The organism is Actinacidiphila acididurans, from assembly GCF_016918855.1.
GTDB lineage: Bacteria > Actinomycetota > Actinomycetes > Streptomycetales > Streptomycetaceae > Actinacidiphila > Actinacidiphila acididurans.
In genome coordinates, this window is record NZ_JADKYB010000009.1 from 324,217 (window position 1) to 345,871 (window position 21,655).

Consider the following 21,655-nt stretch of genomic DNA (forward strand, 5'->3'; position numbering starts at 1 on the left):
GCCGCACGCCGCGCGCTGACTGCCGTCGTTCGCAACAGGAGCCACCCGATGCCACGAGCCACGCAACAGAGGGACGGAAGCCTGGCGCCGGTCATCGTCGGCCTGTTCGTACGGCAGGCCGCTGCGACCGTCTTCAACGGCATCCCGTCGAACGCCCGGTTGCACCTGACCGTCAGGTCCCGCCGCGCACGCCTGGCGCGCGAGCGGGCCTGGACCGATATGCGCGAGCGAATCGACGAACTCGCCACCGCAGTACCGTCCGCCCACCTGGTGGGCTGGCGCTACGTGGACCGCGCCACCCGCGCCTCCCGGGTCAGGAAACTGCCGATGTTCGGGTCCGGCCCGCGCGGCACGGAACTCCTCGCGCTGACCGGCTCACTGTACGCCGAGGCCTACTTCGGCACCGACGCCGACCCCGAGCCGATGCTACGGAAACTGAACGCCGACACCGCCCACCCCTTGTTGTGGCGGGCCACGCACCGGCCCGGCTGGCCGGCCGGCCGCTGGGACCAGGACTCGCCGCACGACCCCCTGCTCCGGGACGCCATGCCGTCAACGCGCAGCCGCTTGGTGATCCTGCGCACCGAGCGGACCGAGCCGGCGGGCTGGTCCCTGGACAGCGCCCGTACACAGTACGGAGCCCTGCTGCGCTGGTCCGCACACACCACATACCTCACCGTCCACCGCCACCCATGGCTGCGCGGCCTGCAGCGGCGACTGTGGCGCCGCCTCAGGCGATCCGGTCCGGCACGACCGGGCCGTGCATGACAAGGACGCGCCGGCGGTTGGCGTACCTCACGAGAGCGGCCCGGCGAATTTCGTGGCGAGTACGCGCGCTTCGTCGCTCCAGGGCGCGGGGCGCAGCGTGTTCGGGTCCAGGCGGATGTGCGTACGGGTCCCGTGCGCGTAAACGGTCTGCGCGTCGGCCGGCTCCCAGTCCTTCGCCGACGTCGTCCGCGACCGAGTCACCGCCGGCCCCTGCGACGCCGTGCTCCTGGTGGTCGGCTGCTCGGGTGAGGACACGGCCCGTCGGCCTGCGGGCCAGGTCCTGGGGCCGGCCCGCATCCTCGCTCACGGTTCCATGCCGGTTCGATTCCCGTTCAATTCCACGGTGGAACGGCTTCCGTCGCTGCACCCGGCGGGTGTTCCACGGACATCACTGCCGCAGGTCACGGTGCTGATTGGCCGGCTGCGGCGCTGGACGGCCGGGTGGTGCAGCCGGCGGCCGCGCCCGGGCGTTGCCCGGATGCTTGCACCCGAATCGGCTGTGGAACTGTTCCACGGCCGGCCGGGAAGGTGTGGTGTGGTGGCTCGCGGGTGGCTCGGTGGCGCGCGGGGCGTCGTTTCCGGTGTCGTGTCGGGGGCCGTTTCGGTGTGCGTGCTTGGAGGCGACGCCCTGGTGCAACCGCGTGCCGCAGGTAGCAGGGGGGGGCCGGGCCGGTTGCTCGCGAGGGCGACTGTGTACGGTGCATGCGGGCTGCCCTCACCCATCTCGAAGTCCGCGGCGCGATGCCCGGGCCCATGAGTTGCGGGGTGCGCCGGCACCGCCAAGGAGGGGCCGGCCTGCGGAGCACCGGTGTGGCGGGTCGGCGGGCCGGACGGCTACTGGACGCTGGACGGGCTGCCCGCGGCGCGTTGACGGCCCGGGCGTCTCCAGGCCTTCGCTTCGCTCGGGGGGAGGTGCCCTGGAACGTACCGGCGCCGTCAGGTGCCGGTGAAGGCTCAGGGACCGGCTGGCGGTCGATGTCCGCCCCGGCCGCGACTCCTTCCAGGGCCCCTTACGGGACCACTGCCGGGGCTCCTACCGGCCCCTTGAGCGCCGATTGGGGCGTTTGTGCAGGTCAGGTCGCAAGTAGTGATGTTGCTGGGAGGCTCGACGACCGCTCTTGCCCTCCACCCCCCCTGCTGCACCCGATGAGAAGGAGACGGGTACGGCTGGGTGGTGGGCGCGGCGCGAGGGGTCAAGGGGCGGTTTGGTGCCTCCGGCGGCCCTGGCGGGGCGCATGGCCGCCGCTGCTGCGTCGGCCGCGGGTCGTCAGAGGTCACGGGAGGGGTCGACTGACGGTCTGTCCGATCGGCGCTCAGGGCTGACAGACTTCCTGCCCATGGCGGACAGCGGACTGTGGATCGGCGTCCTCACTGCACTCACCGCACTCGGGGCCAGCCACATCACCGGACGGGCGACCTTCCGTGCGGCGAAGGCCCAAGCAGAGACGACGACCATCGCGGAGGCCCTGCGTGAGCAACGCGAGCGGCGCCGTTCCGCCTACCGGGAGATGATGAGCTGCGCGCACGCGTTCAACGCGGTCACGTGGCAGATCGACGACGTGGACGCGACCCGTGACCGTGACAGCAGGAACCGTCTGCTGACGCAGATGTACCAGCGCATCGGCCCGGCCATTGCGGACATGAACCGGGCGATGCACGAGGTCCGGCTCGACGGTCCTGCCGAGGTGTCCGGCGCGGCGGATCACGTGCGGAACATGGCGCGGCGTGTACAGCAGCAACTCAAGGCGCTTGCCAGTGACGAAAGCTCCGAGCAGCGCGACGCGTACGACGCCGCCTACCGTCGATTCCGGGAGGCGTACCTCACGTTCATCAGCGTGGCGCGTGAGGCGCTGGAGGTCAGGGACACGTAGCCCTGGGCGGCGCCGCCAGCGCGCGGATGCGGCAGGCAGTGTGTGGCGGCCCCGCACCTGACGCACCGGCACACCGCAAGAGAGACCGCGGCGAAGCGGAAGGAGGCCCGTACGTCTGCGCACCGTGGGACGTTGGCGGGAGTGTCTCCCGCGGGAGACACCGCGCCGCCCGGCGGCGGCCTGGCTGAGGGGCACGGGCGGTGTGGGCGATGTCGAGCAGTCGGTAGGCCTGGGCGCGGCTGTTGCCGAGTTCGCCTTCGGCGCAGGCGCCCCAACTGCTGCAGCCGAGTGCGGTCCATACCTGGTGTTCGGGTGCGGTGCGGGTACGTTCGGCCAGCTGCGCGAGCGCCTGGTGGGCACGCGCCATCGCTGCGCGCAGCTGCTCGGTCAGGTGCCGGGCGGCCGCCGCGTCGGCCGTAGCCGGGGAGACGGACACACCTCCATCATCGCCCCCGCCCTGGGGAGGGGCTGTTCGGGATTCCAGCCCTGCGGCTTCGGAGTACCGGCTGCGTTCGGTGCATGACTGCTGACGCCAGGAGACTGGCCTTCGATTGGAGTCCTGAAGGTCATGGCGCCGACGCAGGGCGGCCGCGGCGCCGCACAGGATCGGGATGGGACCTCATCGGTCAGACCGGCCCGGCCTCGCTAGGGCTGTATAACGCGGTGGACCGAGAAGCAGGCCGGCCGAGTCGTTGGCGTATCCCGGTCAGGCCTGCCCAGCAGCCGGTCCAGCGCGTCAAGGGCGGCCGCCTGGCGGCTGGGGAGCGGTGGGTCGACGTGCTCAGCCGACGGCTGAGTGGCCGCCTGTGCGGGCTGGGCGTGTCAGTTGTCGGCGCTTTGGACGATGGTCCAGGGGCGCATCAGGTCGTCGTCCTCGTGTTCTAGCAGGTGGCAGTGGTGGATGTAGGTTGCCGGGAGTTCGGTGCCGCTGCCCGGGATCGACGCGATCGGGTCCGTTGGTGGGGTGAAGTCCGGGATGACGATCCGGGTCACTGTTTCCGGGTAGGACTTGAAGGTGTCTTTGAGGGATACGGCCTCGTCCGGGTCGGGTGGGATCGGCGGGCCGGTGAGGTAGTTCTCCAGTACTGGCAGGTCCTCCGGTTCGCGGCCGCCGTTGATCCATTTCTCGTACTGCTCCTGGTAGCTCGCGGCGTCGATCGGCTGCCGGTTGAGTACCTGGAAGTTGATGAGGTGGACGTGCATCGGGTGGGCGTCGTGGTTGGGGTTGATGTACTCCCAGACCTCGCCCGTGCTGGTCGTGACGAAGTCCTGGGAGGGCGCGTAGAACGGCACCGCGTTGAACGTCATGGTGCCGAAGAGCTGGTGCTGGTAGACGACCCACTCCCGGCGACGCATCTGCGGTGTCGGCTCGAAGGGGGTGACGGCCGGTAGGTCGAGCTTGTCCGGTGGCGTCGACTTGTCCCCGCCGCCGGACAGTGGCTTGGTGACCTGGAACTGCATGATCTCCGAGATCTCGGGCCCCAGTCCCGGCATGCCGGGGTAGTGGACCGGGGCGTGGTAGTTCGTCAGGGTGACGCTCGTGCCCATGGGCAGCTGGCTGAAGTCGACGATCAGGTCGTATCGCTCGGCCGGTGAGATCAGGAAATTCAGCATGCGCAGGGGGGTGCGCAGACCGCCGTCGGTGCCGATCAGCCAGAACGGCAGGGTGGGCTGGGGCAGGACATCGCGGGGGGTCTCGAACCGCAGCCGCCAGAAGCGCTCGTTGGAGGCGTTGAGGATGCGGAAGCGGTAGCGGCGGGGCTCGACGGCCAGGAACGGGTAGGCCTTCCCGTTGACGACCGGGGTGTCCTCGCCTTCCTGCAGGGTCATGGTGTAGGCGAGCGTGCCGTCGGGGTTGAAGGTCTTGTCCTGGAGGATGAGAGGGACCTCGAATTCGCCGCTCGGCAGTCCGAGTTGCTCGTCCTCGGGGTCGCGGATGGTGTAAAGGCCGGCCAGGCCCGCGTAGACGTTGAGGCTGGTCATCCCCATGCCGTGGTCGTGGTACCAGAGCAGGCACGACTGGTCGTGGTTGGTGTAGGCGTAGATCGCCTCGTTGGGTTCGACCCGGTCCGGGTCCAGCGTGCTGTAGGACTCCGCATGGATGCCGTCGGGACTGTAGGACTGCTTGGGCATGCCGTCGGACTGCGGCGGCGTGTAACCGCCGTGCTGATGGACGACGTTCCACACGTTGACGTCCGGTGGGAACGGCACCTCGCTCTTGTAGGGAGGAGGTGGGGTCGGAGTGAGCTGGGCGTTGCCGCTGCGGATGTCGTCGATGACGAACTGGAACAGGTGCGTGGTCGGCAGGCGGTTACGCCACTTGACGACCGTCGGGTGGTCCCTGGTCACCTCGAGGGTCGGCCCGAGGTAGCCCATGCCGATCGGCCGGTGCGGACGGTGCGGGTCCGTGGCCCAATACCCCCACACGGTCGCCGGTCCGAGATCGCGGTGGAAGCGCCAGGAGCCGGCCCGCATCGTGATCTCGTAGTAGTCCGCGCCCGGGTAGACCGAGGTGTCCGCGATCGCGGTCAGCGGCGTGGGCAGCGGGTCGACGTACTTCTCCAGCGCAGGGGTCTGAGGGATGGTGGTGCCCGGGTCTCCGCCCCCGTGAGCCTGCGCCTGCGCCTGCGTGCTCATGCGGCCCCACGGGACCATGGCCGCACCTCCCATGGCGCCGGCCATGAGGAACTTCCTGCGCTCCACCATCGTCTCCAGCCCTTCTCTCACCGCACGTGACGATCATGAGATACAGGGGTTCCGCGAGAGGTTCGGGGAGCAGGGCCACACGGCATTGGGAAAGCCACTCAAGGGGCCGATCCTGGCGACAATTCGACCAGCTTCCAGATGGTAACCGTATGACCGTCACCGGTAGTTGGGGCTTCCTTGGCGCCAGGGGCGGCCCTCGGGCTCGTGGGGATTCTCCGTCTGGGTCGAGCGGGTCCATAGAGAAGTTGTCGGCGTGCGCTGCGCCCCCGCCGAACAGGCTGCGCCGCAGGTCAGGAGTCGGGCGCCCGCTCTTCCTGGGAAGGGGCTGAGGCAACCCCAGAGGCAACCTTGTCTCGGGCTACGCCGCGGTGTGCAGCGGCCGGTCGGGCCGGCACACCTGGCCGCCGCGGCGTCGGCGCGCTCGAGGATAGCGCGAGCCTGCTCGGTGGTCGCGGGCCGGGCGTGGTCGCGGTTGGCGTGGCAGTGTCTGCGGTGCACGACGCGGGCGGGGCCGACGTCGTCGGTGAAGTACACCCGTTCCTCGACCTTCCAGGCCGGGGCGACGCCGACGCGCTCGGTGGGCACCTGGTCGTAACGCTCGCCCTCGATCGGCTCGCAGCGGGAGGCCGGGGCCCGTCGGCCTTCGGCAAGACCGCCGTCTTTTCCTTCTGGTCGTGGTCGTCGCTCACGGCTCCGGGCTGGTTATTCTCCGTTCGATTCCATAGTGGAACGGCTTCCGCCGCTGCACCCGGGGCCGCTGTCCCATGCCACTGATTCTTAACCGATTGGCACTGAAGATGGGCCACTGTGCGGTTCCTGCCATCGAACCTCGACTACCTGGTCAGGACGATTCCGCTCCCTTCGCCGGCGCCTGGCCGGACGCCCCCGGTCGGGGGCTTCGTCGTTCCCGTGCTACTCCGCTCGTGCTGCTTGCCCGGGTTGAGTACGCGTACTCATGCGGGTGCGGGAGGACCAACGCACGCTACTGGTACGCCGGAGTGTCCGATGTTCGTGCCCGGGGGGCTTCATGGGTGTCTTGGGTGTGGCGGTGGCGCTGGTGTCCGCGGTGGCGGTATGGCGGCAGTCCCGGTGGTCGGAGCAGGGGCTCGGCGTCGGCCTGGGATGTCTCCTGGCGGGCGGAGTGGCCCTCACGCTGCTGGTGTGCGTGTGGGCGGTTGTCGTCACCCTCAGCGGGTCGAATCTCGGGCTCGATGTTCCGTAACGCGAGACCGGTGACAGCCGACCGGTCAAAGTTCAGTGGCACCAGACAGCCGTGTTCCACGGACATCACTACCGCAGGTCACGGCTGGGGAACGCCGGTAAGCGGCCGGTGCGCCGACCGCTGGCGCCAGGGCCGCCGCCCGCTCGACACCTGCCCGAACACGGATGTATGGGTGTGGAACGCCATGGATGGGCGAGGAATTGGGCAATCCGTGCAGTCAAGGGGGCGGGGAAGGCGATATCGGGCGTTGTGGAACAGCCGTGGGGTGGCGTCGGCGGGCGGCAGGGGGAGTGCGCTGCTGCGGCACGGCGAAGTACACGGGCGCGGTCGGGGGCGCGGTTTGGGCAGGTCAGCGCGGCGGGCAAAGTGCGTGCCGGTCGGGCTGAGTGATATGGCAGTGGCAGGGGTGTGGCCGCCGGCGGCCGCCGATGCGGGGGACTGGCAGATCGAGCCGGCGCATCCGACGCCGACAGGGGCGCTGGTCCCCGATGTCGTGGTGCTGCTCGCCACGGGGGCGGTTTGCGTTCGTGGAACTGGATTGCGGCACGATGTCCTACGCACGCCTGCTGGCGAAGGTCGACCGGTACGCCGCCTACCGCACCGCCCCCAGCAGGTGCAGCAGCTGGAGGCTGAAGCCCTTCGGCAGGCGGCCGACCGCCTCTAGGGTGTGGATCCCGAAAGTCCACCGACCGGTCCGGAGATGCTGTGCCCCTGCAGATGAAGTTGACCGCGATAACACTCGACTGCCCTGATCCGCTCGCTTTGTTGGCGTTCTATCAGCAGGCCACCGGCCTTGAGCCCCACCCGAAATCAGACGCCCACTTCGCCGGTATCACTCGTGAGGACGGACTCTTCATCGGCTTCCAACGGGTCGACGACTACCAAGCTCCCCGCTGGCCCGACCAAACGGTGCCTCAACAGTGCCACCTCGACTTCGCGGTCCAGGACATGGACGAGGCGGAGGCCCAACTGCTGGAACTTGGCGCGAGGAGGCCGGACCACCAGCCGGGCAAGGACAAACATTGGCGGGTCCTCACTGATCCGGCCGGGCATCCCTTCTGCCTAATCAAAGACAAAGAGCGCAAATTTACCTAATCCGGCGGACCGTCGCACCTGGTGGGCATGCTACGCAGGTCGGACAGGGCGGTCACATCGGGACCGCCCTGCAGTCTCCAAACTGCACTTCGATCCGGCGTTCTCCCATCGACCTCGCCCCGTCAGCCTTCGGTGGCAGACGAACACGTCGGTCAAATTTCAGTGGCAAACGGTCAACGTTCAGTGGCACCGGACAGGTGTTCCGCGGGCATCACTGCCGCAGGTCACGGTCGTGGAATGCGGTGAGCGGCGGGGTTCGCGTCGACCGGGCACCGCACCCGTCGCCCGTTCCGCAGCGCTCGAGCAGGGGCGTATGGGAGTGGAACGGCGGGGAATTGGGCAGTCCGTGCGGTCAAGGGGGTGGACAAAGCGATATCGGGCGCCGTGGAAGAGCCGGGGAGTGCCGCCGGTGAGCGGCACGGGGAGTGCACTGCTGCGGTGCGGCAAAGTACATGCAAGCGGCGGCAGGCGGTGTCCGTGCAGGTCAGCGCGGTGCGGTAGGTGCATGCCGGTCGGACTGAGTGATATGGCGGGCTCCGGCGGACTGCCCGCTGCCTGGCGGTCGCGGTGCGGGCCGGCTGGTGGGGGCTGGGAGGATGGGTGGCATGACGAGTGAGTCGGCCGAGTCGGCGCAGTATGACGGGCGGTTGCGGGACCTGGAGGCGGAGGCGTTCCGCGCCGGCCGCACCCTGGCCGAGCACGGCGAGCAGCTGGCGTCGATCCGGGATCAGCAGCGCACCGCGTTCGGCAACATCGACTCCCTCGCCGACGCGATCGGCGCGCCGGGGGAGCGCTCGATCGCCCGGCGGCTGGAGGCCCTGGAGGGCGCGGTCGGGGCGCTGCGGGAGACGCAGATCGAGCACGGCCGGGAGCTCCAGTCGCACGGTCGGATGCTGGAGCAGCTGGCGGGCGCGGTCGGCTCGCTTGTCGAGGGCCAGGCCCGCATCCTTGAGCGCCTGGACGAGATCGCCCCGCCCCGGCAGGACTGACCGCCCGCGGCTGGCCGCCCTGGTGGTGTCTCCCGTGTGAGACACCGGCCGCCCGCGGGCCGGGTTGCCGTTGGGGGTTCCTGTTCGGGTGCGGGTCTGGGTTCCGGTGCGGGTGCCCGCTGGAGCGGAAGCCCTCGGGTGCCGTCTTGGTGCGGGTCGGCCGCGTCTTGCGGGTTCCGGTGGCGGCCGCAACTGGGCGCGACGTCGTGCCTGTGGGTGATGTGCCGGTGGGCGGGGTCCGGCAACCAGGCGTTCAACCAGCCGTTCACGGGGGCGTTCAACCATCCGTGCGCAACAGCGGGTGACCGCCGCCGGGAACCGTGCTGTGACCTGTGGCAGTGATGTCCGCCGTGCCGCTCGCCGGCGCCGACTTCCCCTCGTTCCGCCCCTTTCCGCCCATGGAGGAAGGGAGAGACGGGGGTGGTGCGGGTCGTTGCTCGGGGAACGGCGCGTGGGTCTGGCCTGGCCCGCTTCCCAGTGGTCGCGGGCCGGGCGCGGCAGTCCGGGCCGGTTCGGGGCCGGGTTCACGGGGTTCATCACGCGGCCCGGATCGCGGTGAACCGTCGTGTCCAAGGTGCGCGGACACGCGTACGCGTGTGGAGCCGTGGGCGGTCTTCACCTTCCGCGGGTGCCGGGGCTGCCGCGCGAAGGTGACGGTGGGGGTGGGAGTGCCTCTCCCCGGAGGGGCTGGGGAGAGGTGTCGGGGCTGGCGGCCGGGTTGCACTTCGGGTGCGGCTGCGGGAACCGGGCGGGCCCGCCGGGGCGGGGTGGACCGGCCGCGGCACGTCCGGGGACACGTCCGGCGATACGGTGTGCGACACCTTCGCCGAGACTGCCGGTGAGCCCTCCGGCGCCACCGTGGGCGACACCTCGGCGGGGCCGGTTGCACCGGCACCCGGCGTGCGGGACACCGGCCCGGCACGGCCGCGCGCGGTCGCGGTGAACGTGCTGGTCAGCGCCCGGCGGGGCGTTAAGTGCAGCCTGACAACCACCTCCGGCCTGCCCGACGCCCCCTTGCACCTGGTGGAAGAAGTGGCGGGTGACGGGTGCGCGGGCGGCCCGGAGGTGGCCGGGCGGCCGGCGGGTGGGGTCGCGGCGCCCGGGCGGGGGAGCGGTGGGGAAGCGGGCCCGTGCCGGGCCGGACGGTGCTTCCCGGGGCCGGGATGGGTCTCCCAGGGAAGTAGTCGGCGCGGCCGGCGCCCCTTGTCCGCGGCGGTGGCCTGGTGTTCCGGGCGCGCCTGTGCCCGATCGTGGGCGACTCCGCAGGCGACTCCGTGGGCAACTCCGCAGACGCCTCGGCAGGCAACCTGCGCGCGAATCGGAACCGGCGCGGGGGTGTCCGACACGACGCGCACCAGGACGCGCAGCACAACGCGCGACAGGACCGCGCGACACAACGCGCACCCCCTCCGTATGCGGCTTCCCGGGAAAGGGGTGCTGACCTGCGGCGGGTAAATGCATCGGGGGTCTGCGGGGCGCTGACAACCCCTCGGGGCCCCACCCGTGCACCGCCGCCAGGAGGAGAGGGAGGCAAGCGGAAGCCGGGCCGGTGCGCCTCGGGGCCGGGCGGGGTGGGGCCTTCGCGGCCGGGCGGCCGGGCCGCTCCTGGTGGTCGCGGCGGGCACGGTGGTGACCGTGGTCACCACTTCGGTGAAGGTCCGACCGGCACCGCGGCCGGCGCTGGTGGTCAGCAGGACGGGCGGTTCCAGGCTGGTGCCGGGCGGCGGCGGTGACCACGACCACCGCCGGCGTCACCGCCGCCGACTGCTCGGCCGGCGGCGGTGACGGGTAGGCCATGGGGGGACCATGGCGCCAAGTCCACCGAGTCGCCTGCGAAACTCGCAAGCCCTGCCCCGGCCTTCACGGCGCGCAGCGGCCGGGAGGAACCGGGCTGCGTTTGGACTGGCCGGACGGGAAGCGGAATGCTGTGCCGCAGGGTGCGGCAGCACGCGCAACTAGAGCGCACGTGCCCCGGATTGCGATGGTTTGGCGCGCGCAACTAGAGCGCACCCCCGAAGTACACGGCTCTGCGGAAAACCGGTTCTGACCTGCGGTAGTGATGTCCGGCGGGCACGTCCTGGGCGCTGACTTCCCTCAGTTCTCCGCTCTCCCGTCCCGCCACCTACAAGGACGGTGGCGGAAGCGGAAGCGCGGAGAGCTTCGGGAACAGGGCCGGATGGGTGGCCGTGCCCGGCCTCGGCCCGGCCGCGGCGGCGAGCGCCGGGTGGGTCAGGCGGGCGTTGCCGGTCCGGCGCCCAGGATGCGGCGCCCGTGGTCGCGTTCGGGTCGGGCAAGTGGGGCCGGTACGGCAGGGACGAGGCGCTGTGCGGCGGTGCCGCGCAGGGGCCAGGGCGGCAGGACGTTCGCAGCGATGGGTGACAACTCCGGGTTGTCATCGGGGTTGGGGCCGGTGCCCAGTGGGCGGCGCATGATCACCGGCACAGGGTGCCTGCCCGGCCGCGAATCCGCGCCGGATCGGCGCGGCGGGGGCCCTGAAGGACGCCATTGGCGTCCGTGTCGCCGGGCTCGGGGGAGGGCCTGGGGCGTAGTGCTGGTGTCAAGGCCCGTCCAGGGCTGCGGCGAACGGAACCGCGGACCGGGTACGTCGGGGAGGCGGGTGTGGGGGTCGGTGTCCCGGCGTTAAGGGTGTCCGGCCGCCGCGACAGGCAGGGTTCGGCAGGCGGGCCGGGCCGCCGTGCTCAGGGGGTGCGGTAGAGCCGCTGTACGCCCGTGTGGCGGCTTCGTGGCAGCGGCCGGGCGCGTTTGTCGTCTTGTGTCAGCGGGGCAGGCAGGGCGGACACGAGGGCCGGGCCGGGGACAGGGGGGCGTGTGGACAGCTCGTGCGAAGGCGGTGCCGGTGCGTGGCACCTGGGGTGCGCCGTGTCCGTATCGTGGCGTTGGTGGAACGGACGCGGATACTGCAGGAGTTGGCCGTGCGCGGCACGGATACCGATCCGGCGCGGTGCGCGCAGATCGCGGCGGACCTTGGCCTGCTCAGGTCCGACATGCTCGCGGTCGCCGGGCATCGGGTGCCGGCCGAGCTGCTGCCTCCCGTGCGTGACGGACGGGTCATGAGGGAGTTCGCCTACCGGGTCAGTTACTGCGACCACGCGCAGATGGCGGCGCTGTCGGACTTCGTGCGCACCCTGCCGGCCCCGCCCCCGGATCCGTCACCGCGTCCGGAGCCCGACCGGAAGGTCCAGGCGCATCCGGACGCGGGCCCGTTCGCGACCGTGCTCGACCAGCTCATCCGCAACCGCGGCTTCGGGGTGCGCGAGCTGCCGTTCATGGGGCTTTCCCTCAGCACGATCTACGGAAGCATGCTGAGATTCGACCGCCGCGACGAGCATCGCTGGCACCGGCTGAGCAACATGGCGGGCTCGCTGGGCTGGCGCTTCGAGGACCTGATCGCTGTCGCGGGTGAGCCGCCTTCCGGGCGCCCGCGCCACCCCATGCACTGCCACCACCTCGGCCAGGTCTACATGGCGGCGATACCGCTGACGACCGAGCAACTCATCACCGTTACCCTGCAGGCCGACCGCCTGAGCCGACGCCCGGACCAGGGCGCCTGGCGGCCGGTCTCCCAGGGCTTCGTCCGGGAGTGCCCCGACCGGCCCGCCGACCCCGCCTGACCGCTCGGGGTGGCGCGGCAGAGCCGCTGTACGCGCGTGTGGCGGCTTTGTGGCAGCAGCCGGGGAGGTGTCCGTCTCGTGTCAGCGGGGCGGACACGGAGGCGCACAAGGGCCGGGTCAGGGCTCCCTGTTGGGGTGCCCGGCCCGGCCTCGTGTTGTGCTTGTGCGGGTCTCACGGGCGGGGGAGGCGGACTCCCCACGTGTACGCGAGATCGTCCAGCAGGATGTCCTCCAGCTCCCCCTCCCACAGCCCGTTCAGCAGCAGTGGAGCGGCCTCCAGCCGTTCGCAGATCACGAGGGCTTCGGGCTGGCCGACCGGGGCGTAGCGGCCGTGGGCGGCGGGTGCGCTGCCGGGCTCGTAGGCGCGCAGGAGTTCGGCCAGTCGCTCGCGGTGCGCCTCGGCGAACGCCTGAAGGCGCTGCGCGTAGCCGTCGCGTTCGTCCTCGCGTACGGCGCTGAGCGCCAGGTTGAGGATCTGGCGGGAGGCCTCGGCGGCGAAGAACTGGTCCGGGGTGGTCAGGGCCCATGGGCACCGCAGCGCCGCGGCCAGGACCTCGTCCGGATCGGGCGGTGGGACGTCGGCCGCCGCGGACGGCTGCTGCGCGGGCACCGCGGGCGCAGGCGCTGCCTGGCGCAGGCGGGTGAGGAGTTCGAGGCCTGTCTCGGCACGGGCGCGCTGCGCCGCGGTGCGGTCGGCGATGTCGGCCAGGAGGCGCGAGGCGTCCTTCACCCCGGCGAACCAGCCGTCGTCGAAGGCCGGGTCCGATCCGTGCGGCGCGCTGCTCTCCGACACCCAGGTGTGCGCCCCGGCCACCGCGCCGGCCTCCAGACGGGAGACCAGCTCGTCCGCCTCGGCTACCGGCACGCCCGCGCCGTCCAGCTGTCCGCGCCCGGGGATCATGATCGTTCTGCAGGGCTGTGACCTGGGCTGATCGTGTAGTTGGTTCGGTTGTTTTTGTGGTGGAGAGGGGGCTGGAGACTGGTGACGGCGTGGAGTTCCGTGGTGTGTGACCTGCATATTCATGAGATGTGGTCAGGTTCGCTGATCGGTTGATCACTCTCACCGAGTGGCTGAGAGGGTGCATCTGCTCAAGGTGGATGGGCTTGTCGCGCTCGGGGTCGCCGGCGTGCCGGAGCAGGCGCATCCTGAGCTCTTTCGGGAGTGGAGTCGAACCCGGTCGGGGCCGGTCCGCGGGGACCGCTCCCGACCGGGCGACAGCGCCGCGGGTGAGGGCGGCGGGCGAGGCTTGCGTTCCGGGGCTCAGGCGTGTGGCGGGGTGGTGGGCCAGGTGTTGGTGGGGGTCGGCCCGGTGTCGAGACTGTTGCGGTCGCCGGGGGCGGGGATCTGGAGGATGCCCAGGACGCCGCGTTGCGTGCAGCCCACGTACAGGGCGCGGCCGTAGGGTCCGGCCGGGTCGAAGAATCCGCTGGTGGCCAGGCAGGGTGTGGAGGTGGGGTCGAGCAGCTGGTGCCAGTGCTCGGTGAGGGCCGTGCCGCCGCCGGTGGTGCCAGGGTTGGCGGACAGGGTCATGAAGACGCCGTTGACGCCGACCGCGAACCGGGTTCCCGGCTCACCGGGGACGAAGACCATCGAGCGCAGCGGAGAGTCGTCGTCGTCGTAGACGCAGTTGCCCTTGCAGTGCGGCGGACTGGCCCCGTCGGCCAGGACCTTGGTGGTCAGTTCGGGCTGCAGGTGCCAGGTGGCACCGCCGTCGAGGGTCTCCTTGACCCCGTTCGCGTCCAGGATGTAGGCCACCTGGCTGTCGTAGGGGTCGGCGAAGAAGCGGTAGGCGTGGCATGCCTGGTCGGCCGGGCAGGGGGCGTCCGCGGCGTCCGCGGGTTGCTTGCAGCCGCCGGTCAGCGGGTCGTAGCCGGGCACCACGCAGATCCAGCGGGTGGGGCTGTCCGGGCGGTCGGCGACGTAGAGCTGGTCGGATTCCGAGGAGGCGAAGTCCGGGCCGCGGGATCCGACCCAGAACAGGGTGCCGGTGTGCCCGCCGCTGGTCTGCAGTACGGCCCGCACGCCGGCCGGCAGTGCCGGGCCGACCCGGTGGAAGGATCCGCCGCCGGCGGCGCGGATGACGTAGGTGCCGGTGGAGTCGTTGTCGACGCCGACGACGTCCCCGAAGGGCACCGGGTTCTCGCCGGGCACGGTTTGGACGAGGTAGCGGTATCCCTTGGTCCAGTCGGCGCCGACGCTGCCCTCGACGTCGCTCGGGAAGGTGTAGGTGTGGCCGCCGGGTGCCCCTGGGCCGAACGTTCCGGTCGCCGGGACGTTCCAGGTGGTGATGGACGGGCCGCGGTTGTGGTGGGCGATCACCCCGCCGAGCTGGTCGACCAGGGCGCCCTGGCAGTCGCCGCAGGTGCCGGCGAGGGTCCAGTCCTGGCCGCCGTTGTTGGACAGCCACGCGTCGTCGTCACGCCCGCCGACCCAGAGGATGGGCTGCTTGCCGCCGCCGCGGGAGTATCCGCCCAACCCGCCGCCGGGGTTGGTCGACAGACCCTTGGCCAGCGTCCAGTTCCGGCCGCAGTCGGTGCTGGTGGCCAGGCCGCCGTCGTCGGTCTGCACCATGACCCCGGTGCCGGCGCAGTTGCCGAGGGCGGCGTTCCACGGGGTGACGGCGGATGTCGTCAGGTTCATGGAGAAGTTGGGGCTGACCGTGAAGGCGTGGCTGTCGGGGTGCAGGACGTCCGTCGGCAGGGTGTGGTTCTCGCGGTGGTCGAAGTTGTTGCTGCTGCAGGTGGCCGCCAGGGTGGCCGGGTTCACCAGGGTGCACTGGTCGCCGGGGTCGGGGCCGTCCAGCCGGTGCCAGGCGTACGGCGAGGTCGCGGGCGCGACGGCGGAGGCGAAGTAGGCGCCGTTGCCCATGAACAGCAGGAAGCGGCCGTCCGGTTGTGCCTGTCCGGCCAGGGTCACCTCGCCGCTGCCGGCCGGTGCCTCGTTGCTCCCCTCACCGGTGCGCGGCGGCGAGGACAGGGCCCGTACGGTGGCGGTGTCGGCGTCGATCTGCAGGATCGTCGGTCCGCAGTAGCTGTCGGTGCACGGGCTGACCACGTGGTCGACGCCGCTCTGCGGGCAGCCCGCCTCGCCGCTGCCGCCGCAGTGCCGGAACTGGTAGCCGTTGTTGCCCCAGGCGAGCGCGTAGAGCCGGTCCGGGTGGGCCGGGTCGACCGTCATCGCCTGGGAGCTGGAGATCATCGCTTCGTGCCGCCGTCTGTTGTCCGCGGCGGCGGAGGGCGTCCAGCAGATCAGCTGGGACAGCGCCGACGCCCCGGTCAGCACCGTACTCATATCGGTGAAGCTGGTCCCGCCGTCGGTGGCCCGCCACAGCCGGGCCCCGGAGTTGTCGCCGCACGCCCACACCGAACGCCGCCCGTCCTGGGTGCGCGGCCCGACCGCGATCCGGTAGGCCACGGACGGCTGCATGTTGACCCGCCAGGTCCCCCGGGCGCCGATCGCCGTCGGGTCGGCGCCGGATGTCGGCGGCGCGGACGGCGGGATACCGCCGACCGTCGAATAGGCGACCCCGCAGCCGGCACTCGCCCACAGCTTGGTGGGATCGTCGGGGGCGAACAGCACCTGCTCGATCGGCTGGTTCGTCACCCCCGGCAGCCCGCCGGTCTTGCACTGCTGCTGGAACACCAGCTCCCACGTGACGCCGCCGTCCTCAGTGCGGTACACCCCGTCGCGTTCCGGGCTGTGCTGGTCGTTGACCGTGCCCACGAACACCAGATCGGGGTCGGTGGGCGATACGGCGATACTGCGGATCGTCTGCGACCCCAGCCGGCAGCCCGACGTCGGCTTCCAGCCGGCCGGGCAGACGGCCGCGCCGTCACCGGGCTGCGGCTGCTCCATCTGCTGCCACGACACGCCCATGTCGTCCGATCGCCACAGCCCCGCGTGATCGGCCCCGGCGTAGATCCGGCTCCCGTCCGCCGAGGTGGCCACGCTGATGACCCGGCCCATCGGACCGCCCCGGAACGCACCCGTGGAGTTCTCCGTTCGCGGACTTCCGTCGAAGATCCCCACGGCCAGGCCACCGCGCAGGTTCACCGGATTGCACGCGGCCAGCAGCAGACCGCACAGCATGATCGCTGACGCGGCCATCGTCACCCGGCGATCGCGTAACCAGCGCGGACCCGACCGCCCCGACCGGCCCGACCGGCTCCGCGCATCCCACCGACCCCTCATCGACCAGCACCACCTTCCCGGCGTGGAACATCGAGCTTTCCCCTCCTGGCCGGACGCGCGGGTGCCCGCCGGCCGAAGGACGAGGGAAGGCTCGCAGACCGCTCTGGACGACGACTGGACGTCAGTCGGGCCGGGTCATGAGCCGCCTCCGGCGGGCCGGCGCGCGGGCGACCTGGGCCGGCAGCCAGCGCGGGTGCCCGGTCGGGCCGCCGGTGCTCCGCCGAGCGCCGCACCGCTCCTTGCGGGCACCACGTACGAGCTGACGAGACACGAAGGTCGAGGGCCGCGTCTCGCGTTCTTCTACCGGCCTGGGCGGCTGCGCCTGGCCTTCGTATCAGCTCGGTTGGGTCGTCGGGGTGGGGGCGCCCGCTGGGCGCTGGGGGAGCACCGGGAAGCCACCGTTGCCCGCGCGGCGTGCCCGGCGTCACCTACTGCCGCGACATCGCCGACATCCACCAGGCCCTGATCGGCCTCGCCCAGGAAGGCCGGCGCCGGATCCGCCTCGCGGAGGAGCTGAGCGACGACGTCCTCGCCCCACATCCCCACCGCTGTGCTGGCTTGTTCTGGCGTACCGCTCACAGGCAGGGATTCCTGTGCTACTCGAGATGTGCCCGCTGCGGGACAGACCAGACGGCAGGTGAAAGGTCCCGTACGAGCTGGTGCCATGACGCCAGCTCGTACGGAGATGTGCTCAGGACCGGTCTTGAATCCAGACCACCATGACGGTGATCAGGGCGCCGCCAGCCGCAGTGGCTGCGCCCCGGACCAGTGAGAGCCCGGCCTCGGCGGCTACCTGTCGGAGACGTTCCCTCCACCGGCTTCGCGCGGGTTGCCCTTGCTGCTCCGGAGGGGGTTCCAGAGCCGCGAACTTGGCTTTACGCTCGGTCTCGGACACGAGCTGCTCCTTGGCGTGAGTGGTTTGGTCATCTGCTGACGGCTCCCTGCGCACCAGGGGGCCGTCGCCGTTTCGGCGACGACTCAGCCGCCGTCCACTATCTGAGACGTTCTGTTGTCCTCAAGGTGGACGAGCACCAACGAAAGCATCTCTAAACCTGCTCTGACCAGCGGAAACGTGTGATTGCTGAAAGAGGTTTTCCCAGGTTTATGAGTGTCAGATGAGCATCATCGCGAGTCTCATGGCGGTTGTCATGTGTCTAAGAGAGCAGTCACAGGGCGTCCATTGGTGCTTATATGTGTTTTCGCAGGTGTAAGTAGGCTGACGCTGGGAGGAGTTGGCGAAGATGCCTCGGATGCTCCGGATGCCATCAAAGGAAGAGCTGCCGCCGGGGACAAGGCGGGCTTTCGTGGAAGAGCTGTTCCTCCATTTCCGGGCCGCTGGCCGCCCCCGGCTTCCGCGCATCGTCGCCGCGATCGCTGCTCTTCCCGATGCGCCGCGAGCCAGCAGAGAGACCGTCCGTCGGCTCCTGAAAGGCGAGACGATCAGCCAGTGGCAGACCGTCGACGCTCTGCTGCAGGCCCTGTCGGCCATGGCCAATCAGGATCCTGACCGCCAGCGCACCGACGACTACGACGACGAGACCACCTACCGAAGCTACCTACGCCAGCTTTGGAACAACGACATCGACGGCGTCGAAGAGGAAACCGCTGCTCTAGAAATGGACGATCCGTGGGCGACCTCGCAAGTCACACCGCCGCGCCGCCCGGGAGGATATGCCCCGCCCAGTGACCCCTGGGCGACCTCGCAGTCCAAGCCAACAGCGCCGACGCAGACGTACTCAGACGAGCCACCCTTCTGACGCAGCTCACACTGCACCTTCCCGCCGGTCTGGTGTTCTGACTGACTGGTCGCTACACCTGGAGCCCCCCTTGAATGGGCCACTCTGCTGTGCGGCGACCCGCGGAGATGGGCTGGGAAGAGATGTTGGACGTCTTCTCGGCACAGACGCCGTTCGATCGGTCAGCCGTCATCTGGGTCTCGGAGACGGACCATAGGTGACGTAACCTGCCGTCAATCCCACCCGGCCCTTTTGCCGTCCAGGTGCTGTTACCAGCGCATGCCGATGGCGTCGAGTTCCGCGCGGCGCTCGGGGCTGAGCTTGTCGGCCCGCCTGCGGGCGTTGTCCAGGAACATGCCGATCTTGTGTTCGACCCCGTCCACGACTTCCACGGCCTTCCTGGACGGCTGCAGGTGGCCCTCGCGGGCGTGGAACTGGCGGGCGGCCGCGAGGTTGGCCGCCCACTTGTCGGCTTGCGTGCGGGGTGCTGGCGGCCGCTCAGACGCCTCCGCCGGGGTGAGGTGGAGCATGTTCTCCAGCATCCACTGCTGCGCGGGCAGCAGCTGGTCCCAGTCCAGGCGCTGTGCCTGTACCCACGCCCCGAGATCCTCGCCTTGCAAGGTCATCTGCCCGGGAGCGGTGGGCAGCGCGGTGCCGGCCTCGATGAGGTTGCGGCACAGCTTGTAGCAGCGCTGCCAGACGACCGGCCAGGCCGGGCACCAGCTCGGGTCGATCGCCTCCAGGGCGTCGCGGCGCTCTTCGGTCAGCGCCCCGGCGGTGGAGCCGACCGGCAGGCCGGCCTCGCGCCGCGCCTCGATCTCCGCCAGCTTCCGACCGGCCGTCCTCAAATTCTTGGTCCAGACCCCCACAGGGTGTCCGTTCCACACCGCCGTGGTGGGCGGGAGCAGGTGCCCGTGCTCGGCCGCCCACCCCTGCGCTGCTGACAGCCCCTCCTGAAAAGCGACGTCCCAATGCGACCACACCATCTGCAACTCTTCGAGTTCCTTGGCGCGCGAGGGCTTCATCTCACCCGCATTGAAGAACCGTCGCTGATCGGCAATCCACGTCCCCAGCGGAAAGTCTGCGGGCTGCCAGTCCTCCGGCGTGGTGAAGCTGTACGGGACTTTCAGATCGCCGTTCTCTTTCACGTACCGGGTCGCGGCCTGGATTCCCTGACGCCAGTACGTGTTTTCCGGCTGGAGAATCCGGAGTTTCATGAACTGCGCCAAGATGGCCGGGTCACGCGGGGTGGAGAACTGAAGCATGTTCTGCGCGGGGGCCGACGTGGCACCCTCCTTACCCCGTCCGGCCGCCTTGATCTGCGCCGCCGACGGCTTCCGGCTCCGGCTGTTCGACTGCTGCTCCGCCAAGGCTTCGATGGTGTCCGTGTCGTGACTACGCAGCGCAGCCAGGACCTTGGCCAGCCCGTTGTACCCCTTGGACGTGAGCATGGCGTCCGGGTCCTCGTCCTTGCCGAGGAAAACCGGCACAATCAGGCTGGCCATCTTGCCTTCTCCCGGTCGCATGCGCAGCGCCCGGCCGACGATCTGAAGGATGTCCACGGCCGACCCGCGTACGTCGCCGAAATACACGCTGTCACATCCCGGCGTATCGACGCCTTCGCCGAGAATCCGAACACTGGAAAGCAGCCGCAGGCGCATCGGGACCAGGTCACCCTCGTGCAACTCGCCGACCGGGTCCGCGAACGTGGCCAGCGTCGCCTTGCGGCGCTTGGGCGTGTGCTCCCCGCACAGCCACGACGCCCACACCCGCTCGGGCTCGGGGTAGGTCTCCGGGTCGTCCTCCCACAGGCGGCGGGCCACGGCCGGCACCCCGGCCGCCATCGCTTCGGCCTCGCTGGTCCGGTAGTGGAACGTGAGCATCCTGCGCAGGCCACGCTCGGCGGCGGTCTTCACCGCAGCGGTCTGCAACGCGGCGAGCCGGGAGCCCCGTACGTTGTCCGATCTGGCCTCGATCCCCAGCAGCGCGGCCGCCTGGAGCTCCGGGTCGGTGACGTCCACGCACACCACCTGATACGCCGCCACCAGGCCCATGTCCCGGGCATGGGAGAGCGTCAGCTTGTACGCGACCTCACCAAACAGGCTGGTGGGACTGTCTTCCATGCTGGCCACCAACACTGGGGCGCCGCGGCCCTCTTCGGCCTCCGGGGCTTCCCAGACGCGCGGCGTGGCGGTCATGTAGAGCCGCCGGTCGGCGGGGATCCGGATGTTGTCGTGGATCGCCGCCCACGGCTTCGAACCCCGACCACTGGTCCGGTGCGCCTCGTCGACGACCACCAGCGACCACGGCGCGAGGCCGGCCTCATGCGCCCGCTGGAGCGTGCCCAGCCCCACGCTGGCGTACGTGGCGAACACCGTCACCTGCTCCAGACCGCGCGTCCACGCCACCAGCTCGTCCACGTCCGTCGTGCACGCCAGCCCCCCAGCCTCCTCCGCCCGCAGCGAGCAGATCCCGTAGAACGGTCCCGTACGCCCGCCGGCCCGCCACGCGGCCGCCATCTGCGTCAGCAAATCCAGAGTCGGCACCAGAACCAATACCCGACCCGCCCGCAATTTCCGCGCAGTCAGCACCGCCATAAAGGTTTTCCCTGAGCCGGTCGCCGCAAGGACCTGCGTCCGTAGACCCTGCGCGGGCATTTCCTGGCCCGGCTGCAATTCAAGTTTCCGCACCGCCGCATCGGACGCCTCGACCTGATGCGGAAGTGGATCCATCTCGATAACCGCGCTTCTGGATTCGACTTTGACTACCGCCACCATGGTTTTGACGCTCCCCATCCCGGGACGATGCGTGACCCCGGGCGGGTGCGCTCCGGGGGGAGTGTCTGAGTCCAGAGTCTAGCGCACCTCTGACTTGACGCATCCTCCGTAAGCTTCACGTCGATACCGCTGGAAGCCGATCCCTCTTCCGGTCCGCGCGGGTTCGCTCCGGGCCGCGGTGGGTGGAGACTTACCGCATGGACATGGGGCGGGAATCCCGGTGGGACAAGGACGCGATGACAGTGGAGATCGTGTTTGCACTGGTCACTGCGGCAGTACTGGGTGCGGCTGTGTTCGCTGTCGCCTTCGGTGTCGCCGTAGTGGTTGGACTGGGGGAGCCGGCCGGGAACGGCCTGCTGACGACCGGGGGTGTTGCCGGTTTTGTTGCGGCGGTGTGGCGGGTGGTGCGAGTGCTGCACAGGTTTGATGCGCAGCGCCGCTCCGGCACCTGACAGTCCAAGCAGGTCCAGTTCGCTTGCCTCTCGGCCTGTTCCCGGACGCCTGGCGCCGATGCGGGGCGCGCCGCCAGGCTCCGAGTGAAGCAAGGGGTCAGGCCCCGCTGGGGGCTGGTCTACCGGCCCACCCCCTTCACGGCCCGTCACCCTGCTTGTCCAGGTGCCGATTGCGGGGCGCGAAGCGCACCGCTTGGCCCGAGCGAAGCGAGGGC

Annotated in this window: 14 protein-coding genes; 8 read left to right on the forward strand and 6 right to left on the reverse strand. The window is 70.4% G+C overall.

What is annotated here, in order from left to right; translation table 11 throughout:
* Positions 1-48: 48 nt before the first annotated feature.
* Entirely contained in the window at positions 49-768 is a 720-nt protein-coding gene (locus ITX44_RS19315; RefSeq protein ID WP_205358517.1) for a hypothetical protein, read from the forward strand.
* A 27-nt stretch (positions 769-795) separates the two neighbouring features.
* Here ITX44_RS19315 and ITX44_RS19320 read toward each other — a convergent pair whose 3' ends face one another.
* Positions 796-969, reverse strand: coding sequence for a hypothetical protein (locus ITX44_RS19320; protein ID WP_205358518.1), 174 nt, complete (start codon positions 967-969; stop codon positions 796-798).
* Positions 970-2,105: 1,136 nt separating this feature from the next.
* Between ITX44_RS19320 and ITX44_RS19325 the strand changes: the two genes are divergently transcribed.
* Positions 2,106-2,639: a hypothetical protein gene (locus tag ITX44_RS19325; protein WP_205358519.1), complete on the forward strand. Its 534-nt coding sequence runs from the start codon at positions 2,106-2,108 to the stop codon at positions 2,637-2,639.
* An 822-nt stretch (positions 2,640-3,461) separates the two neighbouring features.
* Here the strand turns inward: ITX44_RS19325 and ITX44_RS19330 are convergent.
* Positions 3,462-5,366: a multicopper oxidase family protein gene (locus ITX44_RS19330; RefSeq protein WP_307795364.1), complete on the reverse strand. Its 1,905-nt coding sequence runs from the start codon at positions 5,364-5,366 to the stop codon at positions 3,462-3,464.
* Positions 5,367-5,501: 135 nt separating this feature from the next.
* Complete coding sequence (locus ITX44_RS43045; RefSeq protein WP_372440946.1) at positions 5,502-5,930, reverse strand: DUF6233 domain-containing protein; 429 nt, start codon at positions 5,928-5,930, stop codon at positions 5,502-5,504.
* 442 nt (positions 5,931-6,372) lie between these two features.
* On the opposite strand from ITX44_RS43045, the gene ITX44_RS19335 reads away from it, so the two are divergent.
* The 4 genes from ITX44_RS19335 to ITX44_RS19350 all read left to right on the forward strand — a co-directional run bounded on the left by ITX44_RS19335 (position 6,373) and on the right by ITX44_RS19350 (position 12,283).
* Positions 6,373-6,567 (forward strand): hypothetical protein, encoded by a 195-nt coding sequence (locus tag ITX44_RS19335; protein WP_205358520.1) that lies wholly within the window; start codon positions 6,373-6,375, stop codon positions 6,565-6,567.
* A gap of 705 nt (positions 6,568-7,272) precedes the next feature.
* Positions 7,273-7,662, forward strand: coding sequence for a VOC family protein (locus tag ITX44_RS19340; RefSeq protein ID WP_205358521.1), 390 nt, complete (start codon positions 7,273-7,275; stop codon positions 7,660-7,662).
* 605 nt (positions 7,663-8,267) lie between these two features.
* Complete coding sequence (locus ITX44_RS19345) at positions 8,268-8,651, forward strand: hypothetical protein (protein WP_205358522.1); 384 nt, start codon at positions 8,268-8,270, stop codon at positions 8,649-8,651.
* Positions 8,652-11,584: 2,933 nt separating this feature from the next.
* Positions 11,585-12,283 (forward strand): hypothetical protein, encoded by a 699-nt coding sequence (locus ITX44_RS19350; RefSeq protein ID WP_205358523.1) that lies wholly within the window; start codon positions 11,585-11,587, stop codon positions 12,281-12,283.
* 172 nt (positions 12,284-12,455) lie between these two features.
* Here the strand turns inward: ITX44_RS19350 and ITX44_RS19355 are convergent, their stop codons facing one another.
* Together ITX44_RS19355 and ITX44_RS19360 are read right to left on the reverse strand one after the other, a co-directional pair.
* Complete coding sequence (locus ITX44_RS19355; protein ID WP_205358524.1) at positions 12,456-13,184, reverse strand: hypothetical protein; 729 nt, start codon at positions 13,182-13,184, stop codon at positions 12,456-12,458.
* A 360-nt stretch (positions 13,185-13,544) separates the two neighbouring features.
* Positions 13,545-16,391 (reverse strand): WD40/YVTN/BNR-like repeat-containing protein, encoded by a 2,847-nt coding sequence (locus ITX44_RS19360; protein WP_205358525.1) that lies wholly within the window; start codon positions 16,389-16,391, stop codon positions 13,545-13,547.
* Positions 16,392-17,779: 1,388 nt separating this feature from the next.
* Here ITX44_RS19360 and ITX44_RS19365 point away from each other — a divergent pair.
* Positions 17,780-18,232: a hypothetical protein gene (locus ITX44_RS19365; RefSeq protein WP_205358526.1), complete on the forward strand. Its 453-nt coding sequence runs from the start codon at positions 17,780-17,782 to the stop codon at positions 18,230-18,232.
* A gap of 248 nt (positions 18,233-18,480) precedes the next feature.
* Here the strand turns inward: ITX44_RS19365 and ITX44_RS19370 are convergent, their stop codons facing one another.
* Positions 18,481-21,006 carry a helicase associated domain-containing protein gene (locus tag ITX44_RS19370; RefSeq protein ID WP_236060990.1) on the reverse strand — a complete coding sequence of 842 codons (2,526 nt, stop codon included), beginning with the start codon at positions 21,004-21,006 and terminating at the stop codon, positions 18,481-18,483.
* A 179-nt stretch (positions 21,007-21,185) separates the two neighbouring features.
* Here ITX44_RS19370 and ITX44_RS19375 point away from each other — a divergent pair, with 179 nt between their 5' ends.
* Positions 21,186-21,440 carry a DUF6332 family protein gene (locus ITX44_RS19375; RefSeq protein WP_205358527.1) on the forward strand — a complete coding sequence of 85 codons (255 nt, stop codon included), beginning with the start codon at positions 21,186-21,188 and terminating at the stop codon, positions 21,438-21,440.
* Positions 21,441-21,655: the final 215 nt, after the last annotated feature.